Origin of the sequence: Buttiauxella sp., assembly GCF_035271705.1 — a bacterium.
Taxonomy (GTDB): domain Bacteria; phylum Pseudomonadota; class Gammaproteobacteria; order Enterobacterales; family Enterobacteriaceae; genus Buttiauxella.
In genome coordinates this window covers 1-18,274 of the sequence record NZ_DATERI010000196.1, presented here as the reverse complement: position 1 = coordinate 18,274, position 18,274 = coordinate 1, and the positions used below count along the sequence as shown (strand labels likewise).

Annotated in this window: 19 protein-coding genes and 2 pseudogenes; 12 read left to right on the top strand and 9 right to left on the bottom strand. The window is 47.3% G+C overall.

Annotated elements, in window-relative coordinates:
- The 5 genes and pseudogenes from VJY99_RS17735 to VJY99_RS17715 form a co-directional block, all read right to left on the bottom strand.
- A pseudogene (locus VJY99_RS17735) lies at positions 1 to 86 on the bottom strand (50S ribosomal protein L4); the annotation flags it as partial.
- Between the two features lie 10 nt (positions 87 to 96).
- Positions 97 to 726 (bottom strand): 50S ribosomal protein L3, encoded by a 630-nt coding sequence (rplC, locus tag VJY99_RS17730; RefSeq protein ID WP_034461783.1) that lies wholly within the window; start codon positions 724 to 726, stop codon positions 97 to 99.
- Positions 727 to 757: 31 nt separating this feature from the next.
- Entirely contained in the window at positions 758 to 1,069 is a 312-nt protein-coding gene (gene rpsJ, locus VJY99_RS17725) for a 30S ribosomal protein S10 (protein WP_034461784.1), read from the bottom strand.
- A 250-nt stretch (positions 1,070 to 1,319) separates the two neighbouring features.
- On the bottom strand, positions 1,320 to 1,766 hold the full coding sequence (locus VJY99_RS17720; protein WP_324120824.1) for a hypothetical protein: 447 nt from the start codon (positions 1,764 to 1,766) through the stop codon (positions 1,320 to 1,322).
- A complete protein-coding gene (locus VJY99_RS17715) occupies positions 1,763 to 3,301 on the bottom strand; it encodes a peptidoglycan-binding protein (RefSeq protein WP_324120823.1) in 1,539 nt (512 codons plus the stop codon). Before VJY99_RS17715 ends, VJY99_RS17720 begins: the two co-directional genes overlap by 4 nt.
- Positions 3,302 to 3,487: 186 nt before the next feature.
- Between VJY99_RS17715 and VJY99_RS17710 the strand changes: the two genes are divergently transcribed.
- Genes VJY99_RS17710 through VJY99_RS17655 form a run of 12 tightly spaced genes read left to right on the top strand, consistent with a single transcriptional unit; the run spans position 3,488 to position 14,322 of the window.
- A complete protein-coding gene (locus VJY99_RS17710) occupies positions 3,488 to 4,267 on the top strand; it encodes a type II secretion system protein N (RefSeq protein WP_324120822.1) in 780 nt (259 codons plus the stop codon).
- Positions 4,268 to 4,285: 18 nt separating this feature from the next.
- Positions 4,286 to 6,307 carry a type II secretion system secretin GspD gene (gene gspD / locus VJY99_RS17705; RefSeq protein ID WP_324120820.1) on the top strand — a complete coding sequence of 674 codons (2,022 nt, stop codon included), beginning with the start codon at positions 4,286 to 4,288 and terminating at the stop codon, positions 6,305 to 6,307.
- A complete protein-coding gene (gene gspE, locus VJY99_RS17700; protein ID WP_414641615.1) occupies positions 6,304 to 7,827 on the top strand; it encodes a type II secretion system ATPase GspE in 1,524 nt (507 codons plus the stop codon). The genes gspD and gspE overlap by 4 nt, the downstream gene beginning before the upstream one ends.
- Positions 7,824 to 9,035, top strand: a complete 1,212-nt coding sequence (gspF, locus tag VJY99_RS17695; protein ID WP_324120818.1) for a type II secretion system inner membrane protein GspF — start codon at positions 7,824 to 7,826, stop codon at positions 9,033 to 9,035. Before gspE ends, gspF begins: the two co-directional genes overlap by 4 nt.
- Positions 9,036 to 9,045: 10 nt before the next feature.
- Positions 9,046 to 9,489: a type II secretion system major pseudopilin GspG gene (gspG, locus tag VJY99_RS17690; RefSeq protein WP_324120816.1), complete on the top strand. Its 444-nt coding sequence runs from the start codon at positions 9,046 to 9,048 to the stop codon at positions 9,487 to 9,489.
- A 2-nt stretch (positions 9,490 to 9,491) separates the two neighbouring features.
- A complete protein-coding gene (gene gspH / locus VJY99_RS17685) occupies positions 9,492 to 9,977 on the top strand; it encodes a type II secretion system minor pseudopilin GspH (RefSeq protein ID WP_324120814.1) in 486 nt (161 codons plus the stop codon).
- Positions 9,974 to 10,348, top strand: a complete 375-nt coding sequence (gspI, locus tag VJY99_RS17680) for a type II secretion system minor pseudopilin GspI (RefSeq protein ID WP_324120812.1) — start codon at positions 9,974 to 9,976, stop codon at positions 10,346 to 10,348. Before gspH ends, gspI begins: the two co-directional genes overlap by 4 nt.
- Positions 10,332 to 10,949 (top strand): type II secretion system minor pseudopilin GspJ, encoded by a 618-nt coding sequence (gene gspJ, locus VJY99_RS17675; RefSeq protein ID WP_324120810.1) that lies wholly within the window; start codon positions 10,332 to 10,334, stop codon positions 10,947 to 10,949. The genes gspI and gspJ overlap by 17 nt, the downstream gene beginning before the upstream one ends.
- Positions 10,946 to 11,950 carry a type II secretion system minor pseudopilin GspK gene (gspK, locus tag VJY99_RS17670; RefSeq protein WP_324120809.1) on the top strand — a complete coding sequence of 335 codons (1,005 nt, stop codon included), beginning with the start codon at positions 10,946 to 10,948 and terminating at the stop codon, positions 11,948 to 11,950. The genes gspJ and gspK overlap by 4 nt, the downstream gene beginning before the upstream one ends.
- On the top strand, positions 11,947 to 13,092 hold the full coding sequence (gene gspL / locus VJY99_RS17665; protein ID WP_324120807.1) for a type II secretion system protein GspL: 1,146 nt from the start codon (positions 11,947 to 11,949) through the stop codon (positions 13,090 to 13,092). The genes gspK and gspL overlap by 4 nt, the downstream gene beginning before the upstream one ends.
- Positions 13,089 to 13,559, top strand: a complete 471-nt coding sequence (gspM, locus tag VJY99_RS17660; protein WP_324120805.1) for a type II secretion system protein GspM — start codon at positions 13,089 to 13,091, stop codon at positions 13,557 to 13,559. The genes gspL and gspM overlap by 4 nt, the downstream gene beginning before the upstream one ends.
- On the top strand, positions 13,552 to 14,322 hold the full coding sequence (locus VJY99_RS17655; RefSeq protein WP_324120803.1) for an A24 family peptidase: 771 nt from the start codon (positions 13,552 to 13,554) through the stop codon (positions 14,320 to 14,322). The genes gspM and VJY99_RS17655 overlap by 8 nt, the downstream gene beginning before the upstream one ends.
- A 60-nt stretch (positions 14,323 to 14,382) precedes the next feature.
- Here VJY99_RS17655 and bfr read toward each other — a convergent pair whose 3' ends face one another.
- The 4 genes and pseudogenes from bfr to tuf form a co-directional block, all read right to left on the bottom strand.
- Positions 14,383 to 14,859 carry a bacterioferritin gene (gene bfr / locus VJY99_RS17650; RefSeq protein ID WP_324120801.1) on the bottom strand — a complete coding sequence of 159 codons (477 nt, stop codon included), beginning with the start codon at positions 14,857 to 14,859 and terminating at the stop codon, positions 14,383 to 14,385.
- Positions 14,860 to 14,934: 75 nt separating this feature from the next.
- The gene (bfd, locus tag VJY99_RS17645; RefSeq protein WP_324120800.1) at positions 14,935 to 15,129 is read right to left on the bottom strand and encodes a bacterioferritin-associated ferredoxin; all 195 of its coding nucleotides are present in this window, start codon (positions 15,127 to 15,129) and stop codon (positions 14,935 to 14,937) included.
- A 158-nt stretch (positions 15,130 to 15,287) separates the two neighbouring features.
- Complete coding sequence (locus VJY99_RS17640) at positions 15,288 to 17,519, bottom strand: glycosyl hydrolase family 18 protein (RefSeq protein WP_324120798.1); 2,232 nt, start codon at positions 17,517 to 17,519, stop codon at positions 15,288 to 15,290.
- 623 nt (positions 17,520 to 18,142) lie between these two features.
- Positions 18,143 to 18,274: pseudogene (gene tuf, locus VJY99_RS17635) on the bottom strand (elongation factor Tu); the annotation flags it as partial.

Genomic DNA, 18,274 nt, shown 5'->3' with positions numbered 1-18,274 from the left:
TGTACCAGCGCTTCGTTGAAATCACGACCGAAGGTAGTTTCGGAAACAGTCAGCGCGCTTTGCGCGTCTTTCAATACTAATTCCATTGCTATCTCCTCACGCCTTCACAGCTGGTTTAACGATCAGGTCGCTACCGGTTGCACCCGGAACTGCACCCTTAACCAGCAGCAGGTTGCGCTCAGCGTCAACGCGTACTACATCCAGACTCTGAACAGTTACACGTTCGTTGCCCAGTTGGCCTGCCATTTTCTTGCCTTTGAACACTTTGCCCGGAGTCTGGTTCTGACCGATAGAACCCGGAACGCGGTGGGACAAGGAGTTACCGTGTGTAGCATCCTGGGTACGGAAGTTCCAGCGCTTAACGGTACCTGCGAAACCTTTACCTTTAGAGGTGCCAGTTACGTCAACTTTTTTGACTTCAGCAAACAGCTCAACGCTAATGTCTTGACCTACGGTGAACTCTTCGCCTTCTGCAAGACGGAATTCCCAAAGGCCACGGCCAGCTTCTACGCCAGCTTTAGCGAAGTGACCAGCTTCCGGCTTAGTTACACGGCTAGCTTTTTTAGCGCCAGTGGTAACTTGAACAGCACGGTAGCCGTCGTTAGCCAGGTCTTTAACCTGAGTAACACGGTTTGCTTCTACTTCAATCACGGTTACTGGGATAGAAACGCCGTCTTCTGTGAAGATACGGGTCATACCCACTTTTTTACCGACTAAACCAATCATTGTTTCAACCTCTCAATCGTCAATGACCTGATTAACCCAGGCTGATCTGCACGTCTACACCAGCAGCCAGGTCCAGACGCATCAGAGCATCAACGGTTTTCTCAGTTGGCTCAACAATGTCAACCAGACGCTTATGAGTGCGAATTTCGTACTGATCACGCGCGTCTTTGTTGACGTGCGGAGAGATCAGAACGGTAAAGCGCTCTTTGCGGGTCGGCAGCGGGATCGGACCACGAACTTGCGCACCAGTGCGCTTAGCAGTCTCGACGATTTCCGCAGTTGATTGATCGATCAGACGATGATCAAACGCTTTAAGGCGGATACGGATTCTTTGGCTCTGCATGAGACCATAGCTCCAATTATTTTATAGACGAAAAAAATCACTGCTCACACCCATTACGATTGATGGGGGAGTGTAATCGTTCATACATAGTTCCCCAATTGGGAACATTGTCGACAGCAACTTCACTGTCAGGCTCATATTGAGCCAGCCGTCGATTAGGACAGGCCGGCGTATTATACTTATACACAGCCCATATGCAAGTTCTTATGGTTTAAAAAGACGCGATAAATGTCAGGTATTTTCATATTCGCTATTCATCCATTTCAGCTAACGCTTTTTGCACTTGTTCCCGTAGTGAATCTTTACGTGTCTGTGATGCAGGCGGCGTAACGTCATCCTCGGCAACGAACTCATCGTCACCGATGTATTCAGGGGTTTCAACGTCATCAACAACCGTGTTTTCATCGGACATGTCGGTAATCGGTCTCGTCGGTAGCGGTTGTTTCTTAAACACATAATGCATATCAGAGAGACGATAATCATTTTCCACCGTTATCTTTGCTTCACTCGTCATGGGCGGAAAACGTTGTAGCCAGTGGTAATGCGCGTAATAGCCGGTGAGTAGCGCAAGAACTATCCAAATAAACAAACTGGCCCAGGCCAATAGGCTTTGAGCCAATACTCCGGGAGCTCGTGCGACAAGCTGTGGAGTATCACTGTCACGATGAGCCACAAAAGCTGAGTAAATTCGCATCATTTCGCGTTCTCCTTTTTAACGTCCTTCTTCTTCACGTCGATATCGGGAACACTTTTTTGTATTGGTAATGTATTCATTTCATTTATTAACCTCGGCGCCTCGCCGAGTGTCTGACGTAATCTGATGAGGGTATCTTTGCCTGGCGTGCCGTCTTGTTGAAGATTCTCATGGCGCTGAAATAACTTAACCTTCTCAGTTAGCATTGCCGTCCAGTCACCACTTTCATTCGCGGGGACACCAAGTGCGCGGCTGAGCATCGCATCCAGCCAGATAATACTTTCGGCCGTACTTTTATTAGTCACGCGATTTTTACCGTCAGGCGCCGATGGCCACATCAGGGTGTAATGACCTTCAGAGTGGGCATCAAACCATTTCCGGCTCACCGTCCATGTCTGTTTATTAATGATAAGATCGAGTTCGTTGTCTGAAATACGCATGATGACTGCATAGAGGGCATGGTTTTCGACATTGAGGCGCGCAACCCACGGTAAGCTATAGCGCGCCAGATTCTCCAACGTCTCATCACCGCTTTCGCACACCAGACCTGCACGATCGGCTTGTTCACACCAAGCTTCTTCAGCGGAAACCTCATATCCCCAAATTGCGAAAAGCTGCTGCATAGCATCTTGCATGTTTGATGCCATTGCGTTGATTTTTATCGGCTCAACGTTTTTCACAACAGGTTTAGTTACATCCAGCCAATGGGGTGCCGGAAAAGGTAATTTCATGACGTCAAATCCTCCCCAACCAATCGACAATGCCAGCGCGACATAGGTTGCCAACAACAAGGCACCAGGTCCTGACTTAAAAGGTAACCCAGCCGCTGCCATCACCAATTTCTCCTGACGGGTACTTAGGTGGCTGGACTGTTCAGCGAGAGCCAACTGCTTTGCAATAACAGCAATCCTTTTCATCACGCTTAAATTACCCCGAGTGGCATTATTGATATGACGCACAAAACTTTGGCGCAATATCACCCCCTCGCCTGCTTGCCCCTCTGCCTGCATAACGGTCAGAAAATCGCTGCACTCTGCTTCTGAAAGCGGACTCAGATGGAGATGTATTGGAAGACGCTTGTTTATACCTTTACAGTTTTTGAGCCTCGGACTGCCAACCAGCAACAGTTTGACTCCCCCTTCCACTGCGGGGGCGAGTTGCTTAAATGCCTGAATGAAATGATCAACATCGTGTGCCAGTAAATCTGCATTATCTATGACAATAATACTTTCCGTGGTCTTATTTTTAATCGATGAAAACACCTCTAACCAGAAATGATCCTGAGCATAGGTTAAATGTTCTTTTTCGTACTCTTCCGTAGACATTAAGTGAATATTGTTATCAATCTTAATAGCATTAAAGACAAAGAACATACTGGATTTAGATTTCCTAAATTTATAAATAAGCGAGGATTTACCCACTCCTTTATTTCCATATAAGAGAGCTACTTCTCCAGACCACAAAGGATTAACTAACCAATCCGAGATTAATCTAAATTGCGAAAACTCGTATCCCCCTGATATTTTTACACTACACATAATAACCTGCCATTTAAAACTCTTGAATGTTGAAACGAAATAAACGAAGAATATTTCACACCCTATTATCCTGTACGATTATTTGACAAAAGTCATCAACAGATCAGATTGAATACGATTAGTAAAAACTATAGTATATCGCTCCACTTTCGATAAAGACCATCAATGTAACAAATGGCTTTTGACATGAACAATATGCTTACCTGGCTACATAAACATAGTCAGCAAGTGCTGTATACGGCGCTAGCCTGCACCTCTATTTTATTATTTATTCATTCCGTGAATATGTTTTATGAACACATAAGAAATAAAAATGCTTGGGTAATTTTATCTCCAACAAATGCAGATAAAATGACTTTTAATCTTAACCTTGACGAAAGTGACCCCGCAGACAATGTGGTGGCCGCGCACGCTGCCCCCGCGCCAGTAGGAGTCGCACGACTCGATCTGACCCTGACAGGCATTATCTCAAGCAATGACCGCAAGTTTTCTCAGGCAATCATTGTCAGTAATGGTGGCACGCGGAATTATAACCAAGGTGAATATATTGAAGGTTTGCAGAATGTATTGATAGAAAAAATAGATGAGAACACTGTCGACATTAATAACAACGGCATGCGTCAGCAGGTCGTCTTTCTTGATGATTACGAATCACAGCCAAGGGAAACACTCCAACCCATGGAAGGTAATCGACACTTAAGTGATTTCATCGTCGGTAACCCAGTGTATGTGCATGACCAGTTGACAGGAGTGAGGCTTAATCCTCGCGGCTCAAACGACAATTTCCGTCGACTTGGTTTCCTGCCTGCGGATATCGCAATAAAAATCAATAACCATGTGTTGACCGATCCTGTCGAAATGAAAGCGGCATTAAATGCACTTAATTCTCTCGGTTCCGCGCAGTTCACTGTGTTACGTAACAATAGTGAAAAGTTAATCAATGCTTCAACAATGGACATTGAATAGTTCAAGGAAGTTAACAGTATGAAATTCTCTTGTAAATATGCCGCACTTATTCTGGCATTACAATTTATTTACCCGTCAAGCCAGTCTTACGCTGCGCAATATTCGGCTAACTTCAAAAATGCTGATATCCGAGAGTTTATCGCTGCTGTAAGTAAAAATACGGGTAAAACAATTCTGGTGGAACCGTCAGTTCAGGGCAATATATCTGTTCGAAGTTATGATAATTTTAATGAGGAAGAATATTATCAGTTCTTTCTTAGTGTACTTGATATTTATGGTTTTTCAGTTGTTAATCTCGATAATGGGCTAGTTAAAGTCGTACGGTCTGCCTCACTGAAAACAGCACCGGGTGAATTCAAAGATACCGCTACCCCCTCCGTTGGCGACGAATTCATTACCCGCGTAGTCTCTTTACAAAATGTCCCGGTACGGGAACTGGCCCCGTTGTTACGGCAAATGATGGATAGCGGCGGTATCGGCAATGTCGTTCACTACGATCCATCTAATGTGCTGTTAATTACCGGCAAAGCGAATGTCGTTAACCGCATTTTGGAAGTGATAAAACGCGTTGATGTCAATGGCACCCAAGAGCGTGAAGTCCTTAAATTAAGGTACGCCCCCGCAGAAGAGCTCGCTGAAGTCATCAATAATTTAGTGCGTGAAGAATCCAAAGAGAATCCGACCCAGATCCTGCTACCAAAAATTGTTGCCGATAAACGCACAAATGCACTGGTTGTCAGTGGCCCTGTAAAAGTACGCAATAAGCTTAAATCATTAATTAGCCGTCTAGATGTCGAACAAAGCAGCCAAGGTAATACTCGCGTCTTTTATCTTAAATATGCCAAAGCCACCAAAATCGTTGAAGTGCTGACTGGTGTATCAGAAAAAATTGCTACCGATAAGAAATCATCATCTCAGGGCAGCAGCGGGCGAGAGGATGTTTCAATCAACGCCGATGAACAAACCAACTCGGTAGTCATTACTGCAGATCAAAGCGCGATGCAGGAACTTGAAAAAGTCATTGCCCGTCTCGACATCCGCCGCGCACAGGTATTGGTAGAAGCAATCATTGTCGAAGTGCAGGATGGGAATGGCCTTAATCTCGGCGTGCAATGGGCGAACAGCAACGTAGGTGGGCAACAGTTTACCAAATCCGGATTACCCATTTTTGATGCGGCTCAGGGCGCTCGTGAGTTCAAAAAGAGTGGTTCGATGAGCAGTGACAACCCGATATCTAGCGCACTCAGCAGCTTTAACGGACTGGCAGCGGGCTTTTTCGAAGGTGACTGGAGCGTACTGCTAACTGCACTGGCCTCGAATAACAAAAACGATATTCTCGCCACCCCCAGCATTGTCACCCTGGATAATAAAGAAGCATCCTTTAATGTTGGACAAGATGTGCCCGTGCTCTCTGGTTCTCAAACGACTTCTGGTGACAACGTCTTTAATACCGTTGAGCGCAAAACCGTCGGCACCAAGTTAAAAGTGACACCTCAAATTAACGAAGGTGATGCCGTGTTGATGGAAATTGAGCAGGAAGTGTCAAGCGTTGATACCTCCTCGGGAAGCTCCAGCGAACTTGGTCCGACGTTTAATACCCGCACCATTCAAAATGCGGTGCTGGTGAAAACGGGCGAAACCGTGGTGCTGGGTGGGTTACTTGATGACTCCTCAAAAGAACAGGTGTCAAAAGTTCCTCTACTTGGCGATATCCCTTTCATCGGCCAATTATTCCGTTATACCTCTACAGATACCAATAAACGGAATCTGATGGTATTCATCCGGCCGACAATCATTCGGGACGATGAAGTCTATCGCTCATTATCAAAAGAAAAATATACCCGATTCCGCTCCTTACAAAAACAACGCATTGATGATGTCCATAGCGGGTTAGTTGGCGTTGATGACGAAGAACGTCCAGTGCTCAATGAAGTTGATTTCGATAAGCCTATGACGCCTGCTGTACAAAGTGCTCCGGCACCGAAAGCGACGTTAAATCCTGCTGCACCTCGCAATCCTTTCAGCAATGACAGGAGATGAGACCAGTGATTGAGCCTAATATTCAGCAGAAAGAACCGGACCGAGTATTGCCGCAAAGCTACGCGCAGGCAATGAAGTACGGTGCGGTAAGGGTCGGTAACGAGCTGGTGTATTGCATTGAGTCGGAGCTTGAAAAAATCCTCGATTTGCATCACCTCAACGGGGAATGCCAACGCTTTACACCGCTTGAACGCCAGCCCTTTGAAGAACGACTGGAACAAATTTTTCATCAAAACAGCGGTGAATCGCAGCAAATTGCCCAGGATATTGATCAAGATATAGACCTTGCCGCTTTGACAGAAGAGTTGCCGGATAACGCCGATCTCCTCAGTGAGGAAAATAGCGCCCCGGTTATTCGCCTCATTAATGCCATTCTTCACGAGGCAGTCAAAGAAGGTGCATCGGACATTCATATCGAGACCTTCGAAAAGTCATTGGTTATCCGCTTTCGTATTGATGGTGTACTACGCCAGGTGTTGCAACCTGGTAAAAAATTAGCACCGCTTTTGCTCTCGCGTATCAAAGTCATGGCGCGCCTTGATATTGCTGAGAAGCGCTTGCCACAAGATGGGCGAATTTCGCTGCGACTTGGTCGACGAAACATTGACGTTCGTGTTTCAACGCTGCCCTCCCAATATGGTGAACGCGCTGTGCTTCGTTTACTGGATAAATCCAGCCTGCGCTTGTCCGTCGACAGTATGGGTTTGAGTAAAACAGAAGCTACACGTCTGCATTTTTTGATTCAGCAACCCCATGGAATCATTCTTGTTACCGGCCCGACTGGCTCAGGCAAGAGCACCACGCTGTATGCCCTGCTCTCTGAATTAAACGCACCGCAGCGAAACATTCTGACCGTTGAGGATCCTATTGAGTATGAACTCGAAGGCATTGGTCAGACACAGGTCAATAGCCGTGTAGATATGTCCTTCGCCCGCGGGTTACGCGCAATTCTACGTCAGGATCCTGACATCGTTATGGTCGGGGAAATTCGTGATAACGAAACAGCACAGATTGCCGTACAGGCTTCGTTAACCGGTCACCTGGTACTCTCCACGCTGCATACCAACAGCGCCAGTGGTGCAATAACGCGCTTGCGTGATATGGGCGTCGAACCTTTTCTGCTCTCTTCTTCGTTGTCGGGTGTTATCGCGCAACGTCTGGTGCGTAAATTATGCATGACTTGTCGGACCCAGGTGGAGGTGCCCGTCAACCAACAATCGCTGCTGGCCACTGTAGCCCCTGGCGTTAAACAGATCTGGCAGGCCACAGGCTGCCCGCTTTGCCGGGGTAGTGGCTATCTTGGTCGTCTGGCAATCCATGAAATCATGGTGGTCGATAGCGCAATGCGTACCATTATTCATCGCGATGCGGACGAACATGCCATTGAAAAATGTTTGCGCAAAACGAATCTTAGCCTGCGAGAAAACGGTTTATTAAAAGCCGTTGCTGGTGAAACCACCGTGGAAGAAGTCATGCGTGTCACCTCTGCACAGCAGGATCCTGAGGTGGTAACACCATGATTTACCAGTGGCGGGCCATGGATGCAAAAGGGGTAAAACGACAAGGCACCCTTGAGGCCAGCAATCTTAAAGCAGCTCGGGAGACGTTGCGGGAGCAAGGTTTATTCCCTGTAGCAATCGATGAGAAAAAAGGACTGTCACTGAGGCAAGCCGGCCTCTTCCAAAAACGTGTACGACTTAAGGGACATGAACTTTCTCTCTTTACCCGCCAGCTCGCGACACTAGCAAGCGCCTCGCTTCCGCTGGAAGAAGCGTTGCACGTTATCGCCCGGCAGAACAAAAACAACAATATGGGCAAGATCTTAACCGACCTTCGCGATCGCATTCTTTCGGGGCATCCGCTGTCAGATGCGTTATCCGCATGGCCGAATGTTTTCGACAGTATTTACCGCACCCTGGTTAAAGCCGGAGAAAAAAGTGGTCAGCTTGGCCTGGTGCTGGAAAAACTGGCGGACTATAACGAGGTTCGTCAAAAAACCCGCAGTGCGCTCATTCAAGCACTGGTTTATCCCACAATGTTGACCAGCGTTGCCATTGCTGTTGTGACGATTCTGCTCACGGCCGTCGTGCCGAAAGTCGTCGAGCAGTTTGTCCATATGAAACAACAATTGCCATTAACGACTCGCATTTTGCTCGCCATCAGTGATTCGTTGCAGACCTACGGCTTCGCCTTAGTTCTGCTGATGCTGACGAGCGCTGGCGCATTTCACTTCTGGCAGCGCCGTCCGCTCAATCGTCATCGCATGGATCGAAAACTACTCGATTTCCCGATGCTGCGTGGACTTATCCGTGCGATCAACTGCGCACGTTACTTGCGTACGTTGAGCATCTTACAAGCAAGCGGAGTACCTCTTCTCGAGGGTATGAATTTGTCCGTAGAAGGCATCGCTAATATCGAAATTCGCCAGCGACTGACAGAAGCGGCAGACCGTGTTCGTCAAGGCTCAGGTTTCCATATGGCATTAGAGAAGTGCGATCTTTTCCCACCAATGACTCTGTATATGGTCGCATCTGGGGAGAAAAGCGGGCAACTAGGGGAACTCATGGAACGCGCCGCCGATCAGCAAGAAACGATGCTGCAAAACCGTATCACGCTGGCACTAGCCCTCTTTGAACCCGCTCTGGTGATATCGATGTCATTCATCGTGCTGTTCATCATCATGGCGGTTTTACAACCTATTTTACAACTCAACTCATTGATAAGTTAGGAATAATAAAATGGAACTTCACAAGCCCAATCAACAGCAAGGTTTCACCCTGATGGAACTCATGGTGGTCATTGTTATTCTCGGTGTGTTAGCAAGCCTGGTGGTGCCCAATCTCATGGGTAATAAAGAGCGCGCTGATCGGCAGAAAGCAGTCAGTGATCTTGTCGCACTGGAAAATGCTCTCGATATGTACAAGCTAGATAACCATAAATATCCCACCACCAGTCAGGGCCTGGTCGCACTGATCACGAAACCAATGACCAATCCTGTGCCCACTAATTACAACGAATCCGGTTATATCAAACGATTACCACAAGACCCGTGGGGTAATGACTACTTACTGGTGAGTCCTGGTGAGCATGGCGCTTTCGATCTTATTTCCGCAGGTGATGATAACGAAGCTGGCACAGCAGATGACATTAATAACTGGGATCTGGATAAAGCGAAAAAGTAGCCATGAATGCGTCGAAGGGTTTTACGCTATTGGAGATGCTGTTGGTGTTGGTTGTTGTCGCACTGAGTGCGTCAGCGGTGATGATGACAACTGGCCAACTTAATGGCTCACAAGGCAAAGCGGCAAAAACCGGTGAGCGTATTAACGCGCTCATTGATTACGCGGCGGACTGGGCAACCATGGAAAACCGGCGTATCGGGTTGAAAATCCGCGATGAAGACTGGCAATTTGTGGTGTCTGAAGGAAAAGACTGGCAGGAGCCTGATGCAAGTTACCGCCTGCCAACACAAGGCCAATGGGATGAATCATGGCGTGTTCAGTTATCTCCCGCCTCGCTCACCCACACACCACAAATTATCATCTCACCAGATGGCGAAGTCACACCGTTTACCTTGCAGATTGACGACCGTGACACTGGCAAAACACTTTTCACCCTCATAAGCCAGGGCGGTTTACCGCTGCGCTTCACAACGGGTGAAAAACGATGAAAACAGCGCAGTCCGGTATGACAATCCTGGAAGTGCTTTTAGCGATGGTGATTTTCGCGGCAGTCTCTATGACGCTGATATCCAGTATGAATGGGCAACTTTCAGCGACCTCAGCGATGCGCGACAAAGCATTAGCCGCTTGGGTGGCAGACAACGTGCTGACCACGCTCACGCTTACGAACAAAGGTAATACAAAGACGCTGCATGGCAGCATGTTGATGGGCGGAAATAAGTGGGAGTGGACGCTTGTAGCCCTGCCGAGTGAGGTTGAGAGCTTCACCCGCTGGCAGGTACAGGTTCCTCTGGAAAACGGTCAGCATATCCAGCTCGAACGCTATGTGATGGAGTCACAAAATGTCACACAGCCGTAAACCCCAGTCAGGTTTTACCTTACTGGAAGTCTTGATCGCCATTGCATTATTCGCGGTCCTCACGCTCATGACTGGCCAGTTATTGACCGCATCCATAAACAGCAACGAGATAACCAAAAAACATCAGCAACGTTTCACCACATTGTTGCGTACGGTAAACATGCTTGAAAAAGACATCCGTCAGTTCGTACCACGCCCGTTACTGCACAGCACTGAGGTTATTGAAACCGGCCAAACACATTTGATGCTGACTACAGCCAGTCTGGAAGACGCCTCGGATACTTGTTGTGCGCCTGCTATTCAGCGTGTTCGTTGGTATTTAAAAGACAGAGTCCTTTATCGCGATATCTGGCAATACCCGGATGCCATTCAACCGACATTGACGCTACCTATGCTCGATGAGGTGGACAATTTTACATTGCGCTATTACGCGCAAGGCTCCTTCCTTGAAAAGAATGACGCGATTACCGCCCTTCCACAAGCGGTGGAATTTACGCTTGAGCTGGACAATCCTGGCACTATCACGCGACTCGTTCGTTTACCAGAACAGCACTCTCAAACCCCGAAGGTCTCGTCTGCTACCCCGGAAAAACAACCATGAATCGGCAACAAACAGGCGTGGCTCTACTGGTGGTGCTGATGATTCTGGCGATTATGGCAGCGCTGGCAACAGAAATGACCTTACGTTTTCAGGTTAGCCTAAAACGCACCGGCTACACGACTTCACGTCTTGAGCAAAACGGATTAGTCGGGATCGCGGAACAGCAGGCCGTTCGTATCCTTCAACAAGATCTGAAAGACAATGCCAAATACACTTCACCTGATCAGTACTGGGCACAACCACAAGAAATTGTACTGCCTGATGACCAGACTGTTCGCTGGCACCTGGTGGATGAGCAAAGCTGTTTTAATCTCAATGTGCTGGCCGCTGTGCCGGAAGACTCGCTCGATGTTGAACCCTATAGCGTGCAGACATTCCGTGCGCTTTTAGAGAACAGCGGTGTGGATGGCGGCCGGGCTGATACCCTCATAGATTCGATTGCAGACTTTATTGATAGCGACGAGATTCCGCGCCGCGCTGGTGCAGAAAGTGAGTATTACCACACCCAGGATGTGCCGCATGACAATGCAAACGCCCCTTTTGTGGCTGTCTCAGAGCTGAAAAGCATTCAGGGCATGACTCCCGCCCTCTATCAAACATTGGCACCCAGTCTGTGTGCATTACCTACCACTGAGTTGAAGATCAACATCAGTACCCTTACGGCCCAAAACGCATCGTTACTGGCCGCCATGTTTAACAATGTGATTTCAATTAAAGACGTCGAAATGCTGTTTGCGAATCGCTCAACGCAAACCTGGCAAAATCCGGTTCAACTCGCGGCATATCTGGAGAAAAGCTTTCCGGGGCGCGAAAAGGATTTTGCAGCCGCCAAAGGCATTATCACCACCTTCAGCCATTTCTTCAGGCTGGAAACTGAGGTTCAGCAGGATGACGGTCGGCAATATTTTACCAGCCAGCTTGAATACGATGAGAAAAAGAAAAAAGTCTTCATCGTGACCCGTCGCGCCGGGAGTTACGAGCATATAAAGGGAAGTTTATGAAACCGGATACGTTAATTTTGCGCCTAAGCGCCAGCAAACTTGAATGCAGTTATCGCAATGAAAGCGGATCACCTGTTGTGCGCCAACTTACAGACTTTGCCCAGCCCGGCAGCTTGTGCGATTTACCCACGACAGACAGCACCTTGCTGTTGTTGTCTGCGGAATATTTTTACTTTCGCGAAGTCACCCTACCCTTAGAAGGGTACAGCCTCACGCCGCAAACATTAAGCTGGTTGACAGAAGATACGGTGGCAGAAAACGCAGATGATCTTCACTGGACCATTCTGGAGCGTGAGGGGGACAGTTTACAGCTTGCCGGTATCCGCAAAGCTTTTCTGACGGACATTCTACAAACCCTCCACTTTGCTGGTGTCACCGTCAGGCAGGCTATGCCTGAGGGTTATGGTCTGCCTTATCATCCGGAAACCTGGACTCTTCTCCAGCAAGAAGATCACTGGTTAATGCGCTACGCGGAACATAAATTTTCAGTGTTAAACACGGCACTGCTTGAGCATTTGTTGATGCGCAACCCGGCACAAAAAACACTCAGTTTTAATCCGTTGCCCTTTACCCATGAACCGACGGAATATCTGCCAGGGCAAGATATGTTGGCCTGTTGGCATCAGCAGGCGCCGACTGCGGAAGTCAATTTACTCCACGGCCCATTTCGCGTGCGTCCGGCAGTCACGCTCGTAAAACCGGCGCTCAGAAAGATAGCTTTCTGTGCGTTGCTGTTGGCACTTTTTGCCTGGGCATGCGTAAAAGGTTTTGTGTTCTGGCAGCTCAGCCAACAGAACACAAAACTGAGTGCCCAGGGTACCGCCTTGTGGAGTCATTATTTCCCAACCGATAAACGCAGCAGTAATTATAAATTCTTTTTCGAATCCGCCGCCGGTAAAACCTGGCCTGACGTCATGTCGCGCCTGTCACTGATTTCTCAGCATTTAAACGGTTTGCCGATGCTGAAGATCCATCAGTTCAGCTACGACAAAGACAAACGCACTTTGACATTGACCCTGAAGGTTGAGGACGCCGGGCAATTGGCACAGTTTATTCAACGCTCGCGGGACAATTTTAATTTTTCGTCGTCCCCCTCAGGCAGCCCAGGCCTGACATTGTTAACTAGCGAGGTGAAACCATGAAAATCTGGTGGCAAGGTAAAACCAGTCGGGAAAGAGCGTTGATCCTGTTCATGGTGGCAGCGTGTCTGATGGCGGGTGTCTGGTATGGCATCGTCACACCGTTCAACAATGGTGTTGCACGTTTAGCACAGGATAACGCACGCCTCACAGCTGAGCTTCAGTGGCTGGTTAATGCAGCCCAACGTAAAGGCTTGATTCCTATCAAACCATCGACATTGTCGATGGAGCAACGACTGGCGAGCACCGCAAAACAACATGGTATTCAATATCAAAGCCAAAAACGGGATCCGCAAACACTTTCTATCTCCCTCGCGCCGTTACCCGCCAGCACCTTTTTCACCTGGCTTCAGGCTTTGCAGCACAATGGATTGCAAGTGACGCAATTAGAATTCGTCGCACAGCCCGCCGGAAAAAAGAGTGTGAAAGTGGTGACGCTCCAGTTACGCCAGGTGAACGCAAATGGATAAGGTCATCGACATCATCCTGATGGGTGGATTAGGTTTGCTGACGGGCAGCTTTATGAATGTGGTCGTTTTCCGTGTCCCGTTAGGCATCAAAGATACCTCTGCCCCGCTTGGCAATATCGCATGGCCGGGATCCTGTTGTCCTCAGTGCATGCATCCCATTCGCTATCGCGACAATATTCCGCTATTTAGCTGGCTTTGGCTGCGGGGTCGTTGCCGTGATTGTCTTACCCCGATTTCCGTGCGCTATCCCTTAACGGAGGCCATTTGTGGACTGGTTTTTGCGCTGATTGCCGGTGTATTTCCACTCATACCTGATGCTCTGGCAATTTGTCTGCTGTTTTGGTTTTTGTTCGCATTAGCGCAAATCGATGCGCAACATTTTTTGCTGCCAGACAAACTCACACTGCCGTTGTTGTGGCTGGGTTTGCTGTATCACTGCATTTTTATGCGTATGGATCTGCGCGACGCCGTGTATGGGGCAATTGCAGGCTATCTGGCGTTGTGGCTGGTTTATCAGACTTTCCGGGGGTTAACCGGCAAAGAAGGTATGGGATTCGGTGATTTCAAATTGCTGGCAGCACTCGGCGCATGGTGTGGATGGCAGGCTTTACCTTCCGTGCTGTTGCTGTCGTCTGTATTTGGACTGATTTACGCGCTCGGGCGAAGAGTCTTAATCGGCGATAAGCAACCGCACATCGCGTTCGGCCCATGGTTGAGCCTGGCAGGCTGGCTGAGTTTTCTCTGGCAAAATTGGAATGGGTAAGCAATAAGACATGCAGAGCGGTAAAAATCTGTACCGCTCTGAGTTTGCATCTGGAAACCGCTAACTTTCTTCGCGGATCTGGGCTTGCAGGTAATTCTGTATGCCCAATTTCTGAATCAAATCCAGCTCGGTTTCCAGCCAGTCAATATGGTGTTCTTCTTCCGTGAGGATTTTGATCATCATATCGCGACTAGCGTAATCAAAGACGCTATCGGCATAAGCGATGGCCTCCCTTAAATCCTTCGCACCCTCCAGTTCCAGTCTGAGGTCGGATTGCAGCATCTCCTCAACATCTTCGCCGATCTGAAGTCTGCCTAAATCCTGAAGGTTAGGGATCCCTTCGAGAAACAGAATACGCTCGATGTAGATATCGGCATGTTTCATTTCATCGATGGATTCATGGTATTCGATATCGTTAAGCCGTTTAAGACCCCAATTTTTAAACATGCGGGCATGTAAAAAATATTGGTTGATTGCGACAAGCTCGTTTCCCAATAATTTATTGAGATAATTTATTATCTTAACATCACCTTTCATTATGTCGTTCCTCCGCTTCCACTACCTACAAGCGTAGTAGACCCACGGAAAAAATGAACGAGAAAAGTAGGCTGTTCAGGCGATCTCTTTAAATTCAGGCAGTTGGGTCAATTCATCTTGCATTATTTCGCGCGCAGCACGAATGCATTTGCCACACTGAGTCCCCACCGGGACAAACTTTCTGAGCTGTTGAAAAGACTGAGGGCTGAACTGGCGCACAACCTGGCGAATCTTCTTATCACTCACACCGTTACACAGACACACGTACATATCGACTCCCGTACAATTTCTGATCAAAGTGTAAATGAGAATAGTTATGATTTCAATAGTGTTGCATTTCGGAACGGCAAAATCATGCTTCGCATAAAAAAGCGCACCTGCATTTACTCAGGTGCGCTTTAAGTTAGTTTAGGCTGTGTTCAGAATTGTTATTTCAGCATGTCTGCGGTAACGACAACTTTCGCCACAGTTGCTGGGTTAGGAGTTTCACGTTCTATCACAATGGTTTCGCCCACAGAAATATCTTTTTCATCAGATTTCACGGTGGATACATCACCCTTATCACTCACAGAACTATAATTACACTTGCCATTCTCGCAGCTGAAAATGTAATTCCCTTTCTTCTTGTCGTCATCAATAACTTTTGCGTAATAGTGCGACCCATCAGCGCTTTTCAGCTTCGCTGAATCAAAATCGACCAGGACATAAGGAACATTATTAATTTTCGTCACGGTCAACGACTTAACCGTACCATCACTCATCACTGGGTTATTACCGTTTAGCATATCCTCAGTGACGATCAACTGGCCGATCTCTTTCGTATCTGGAGCATTACGTGTCACCGTAATGACTGAGCCGACCTTTATACGGCTGGAGACATCACCAGAACGCACGGATACTTCCTTACCATAATTATCTCTATAGCTGTCGTTACAGCTACTGCCTGATGTCGAGAAGAGGTATTGACCATCGATATCAACGCTATAATTATTACCTGACGTCAGTTTAGAAGCATCAAGGTTAATCGTTACACGTTTTTCATTATCAAACAGGCTGACAATGATACCTTTCAGGTCTGGGTCTTGTGCTGGGGTCGTTTTGATCTCTTTAACGATATTCCCCAGTTCATGATCTGGCGTATCACCACTGATATCCCACACGATTGCACCGGCAAAACCTTGCTGATTGATATAGTCCACTTTCTCTTTCACAGACTGCGGATCGTCGTAGGTCAGGAACTCTTTATTCGCTGGGCCGTACAGGTAAGGCACACCAGACTCGCTATCCCAGTAGCGTACATAATCGCCACTGGCCAGCTTCTCTTTCAGCACATACCACGGATGGGTACCCGTGTTTTGGTCCACATCATCCCAGGTACCGTGTACCGTTGCTGTACCCGGTGCAAACAAGCCTGGCAAACCTTTAACAATTTCAGTCGGCTCAACGTTACCCCAGCCACGACCGTAGTAGGGAATGCCCATCAGCAGTTTGTTTTTCGGTACATGCCAGGTATTAACATATTCATTCATCGTCGCTGCAACGTTCAGCTTCTGATCTTCATCTTTACTGTTAGCGTACAGTGCCGCGTTATGCCCGGTGATTGGATCAAAAGCACCGTGGATGTCATACGCCATGACGTTGACGGTATCAAGCAGAGGCGTGGTTACCGCAGGGTTGATATACTCGATTTTGGTGTGGTTCGTCGTGACTGCCGCAGAAAGTGAATAGTACGTATCATCTTTCTTACCTTCCTCATCAAGCTGGCTACGCACTAACTGAACCAGTTTAGTGAAGCTTTCTTTTTCAACATCAGTGTCTGGATATTCCCAATCAATATCGATACCGTCAAAGTCCCATTCCAGCATATAAGCGACCATGCTGCTTGCGAGTTTCTCAGTACCCTCTTGTGTTGCGGTTGCCGCTTCGAATACCCCTTCCTCGGAGTTATTCCAGCCACCAATAGAAATCACGTGACGTACGCCCGCAGCTTCCGTTCGATCATTCAGGTCCTTGATCAAGCCAGGACCTTTCTCGGTATCATGCATAGTGACTTCGCCATTTTTAATAACGGCGAAACCATAGTTAATTTCGGTCAAACCCGTGTAATCAATTTTATCTGGCGTGAAATTATTATGCGCATCGTACACGCCCCACTCCGGGAAATAACCGGTAACTTTCCGAATGGCAGCCAACTTCTCTTTCTCATCGTTCTGGAAATCGATAGCAGCCTGGCCCGTGTAAGGCAGGAATTCAAACGTGCCCAACGTCTGAATATTGATTACCGCCCCCTGTTGCCATACTTCGTTACTGCCCGGAGCCTCACCTGGGTTCGCCCACCACTTACTGGTCCAGTAATAGCCGTTATAGCGAACGACAGTGCCCGCCGTTGGATACGACAGTGCTGGATCATAATTTTCTGAAGTGATCGCCAAATTATCTTTGACTGCAACAATCACTGTTTCTGTACCCGGGAAACTATTTTGATTTTCGTCAGTATAAGCTTTCCAGCTAGCACCATTGTCTTTTGATAACATCTGGGAAGAATCCAGACCAGTAATGGTATTCGCTTGATCATCGGCTGTCAGCGTTGCTGCCGATGCCATAAACGAACTGCATGCAAAAGATAACAGCAAAGCTGTCGTTAATTTATTTAATCGCATATGAGTATTCCTATTTGCTATAAATCCCTAAATGATATTCACCCCACCTATATGGTGAGAGGTTTTCAACACTATAATAATGTTTTCAAACCATGGTGATTCTAGCACTCATATTTATATTGCCGGACATCCATGCAGCTGAAAATATATAGACAATGTCAAAACCCAGGATTTAATCACAATGCAACAACTCAACACAAAATACTTTTACCTATCTAACTAATAGCATCCACTAATACATATAAATAAGATTATACTACCGCCATTAATTATATAAAATTATTCCCTACGCATTCTTTAATATTTTATTAATGAATAACACTAATTTAAACCCTATATTATTTAATATTCACCATCTGAATGATATTTAGTCTGTAATTTCAAGTAGAATCTATCAATTAATAAAAACGTGCACCGATGCAATCCCTATGCACTTTCAACACATTGATGTCCATGACAGGGTTAACAACACATCGCTGTCATTAAACGTTGGATACGGCTAAAGCTGACGTGCAAGCATAGGGGGGGTTGTCGAGGCAACGCGTTGAGTACTACCGACCATGATTTTAGACGCAAAAAAAAGAGCGCCTAAGCGCTCTTTTTCATACAAAAGGTATCAGCGATTAAGCGATAACTTTAGCAACAACGCCCGCACCTACAGTACGGCCGCCTTCACGGATTGCGAAACGCAGACCGTCATCCATCGCGATTGGGTGGATCAGGGTAACAACCATTTTGATGTTGTCGCCCGGCAT

Bases quoted from the DNA above. Each gene is read 5' to 3' on its own strand.
- VJY99_RS17720 (WP_324120824.1), bottom strand. From the start codon at position 1,766: ATGATGCGAATTTACTCAGCTTTTGTGGCTCATCGTGACAGTGATACT.
- gspH (WP_324120814.1), top strand. From the start codon at position 9,492: ATGAATGCGTCGAAGGGTTTTACGCTATTGGAGATGCTGTTGGTGTTG.
- rplC (WP_034461783.1), bottom strand. From the start codon at position 726: ATGATTGGTTTAGTCGGTAAAAAAGTGGGTATGACCCGTATCTTCACA.
- gspE (WP_414641615.1), top strand. From the start codon at position 6,304: ATGAGACCAGTGATTGAGCCTAATATTCAGCAGAAAGAACCGGACCGA.
- VJY99_RS17710 (WP_324120822.1), top strand. From the start codon at position 3,488: ATGAACAATATGCTTACCTGGCTACATAAACATAGTCAGCAAGTGCTG.
- gspM (WP_324120805.1), top strand. From the start codon at position 13,089: ATGAAAATCTGGTGGCAAGGTAAAACCAGTCGGGAAAGAGCGTTGATC.
- VJY99_RS17640 (WP_324120798.1), bottom strand. From the start codon at position 17,519: ATGCGATTAAATAAATTAACGACAGCTTTGCTGTTATCTTTTGCATGC.
- gspG (WP_324120816.1), top strand. From the start codon at position 9,046: ATGGAACTTCACAAGCCCAATCAACAGCAAGGTTTCACCCTGATGGAA.
- VJY99_RS17655 (WP_324120803.1), top strand. From the start codon at position 13,552: ATGGATAAGGTCATCGACATCATCCTGATGGGTGGATTAGGTTTGCTG.
- bfd (WP_324120800.1), bottom strand. From the start codon at position 15,129: ATGTACGTGTGTCTGTGTAACGGTGTGAGTGATAAGAAGATTCGCCAG.
- gspK (WP_324120809.1), top strand. From the start codon at position 10,946: ATGAATCGGCAACAAACAGGCGTGGCTCTACTGGTGGTGCTGATGATT.
- gspI (WP_324120812.1), top strand. From the start codon at position 9,974: ATGAAAACAGCGCAGTCCGGTATGACAATCCTGGAAGTGCTTTTAGCG.
- gspF (WP_324120818.1), top strand. From the start codon at position 7,824: ATGATTTACCAGTGGCGGGCCATGGATGCAAAAGGGGTAAAACGACAA.
- VJY99_RS17715 (WP_324120823.1), bottom strand. From the start codon at position 3,301: ATGTGTAGTGTAAAAATATCAGGGGGATACGAGTTTTCGCAATTTAGA.
- gspL (WP_324120807.1), top strand. From the start codon at position 11,947: ATGAAACCGGATACGTTAATTTTGCGCCTAAGCGCCAGCAAACTTGAA.
- rpsJ (WP_034461784.1), bottom strand. From the start codon at position 1,069: ATGCAGAGCCAAAGAATCCGTATCCGCCTTAAAGCGTTTGATCATCGT.
- gspJ (WP_324120810.1), top strand. From the start codon at position 10,332: ATGTCACACAGCCGTAAACCCCAGTCAGGTTTTACCTTACTGGAAGTC.
- bfr (WP_324120801.1), bottom strand. From the start codon at position 14,859: ATGAAAGGTGATGTTAAGATAATAAATTATCTCAATAAATTATTGGGA.
- gspD (WP_324120820.1), top strand. From the start codon at position 4,286: ATGAAATTCTCTTGTAAATATGCCGCACTTATTCTGGCATTACAATTT.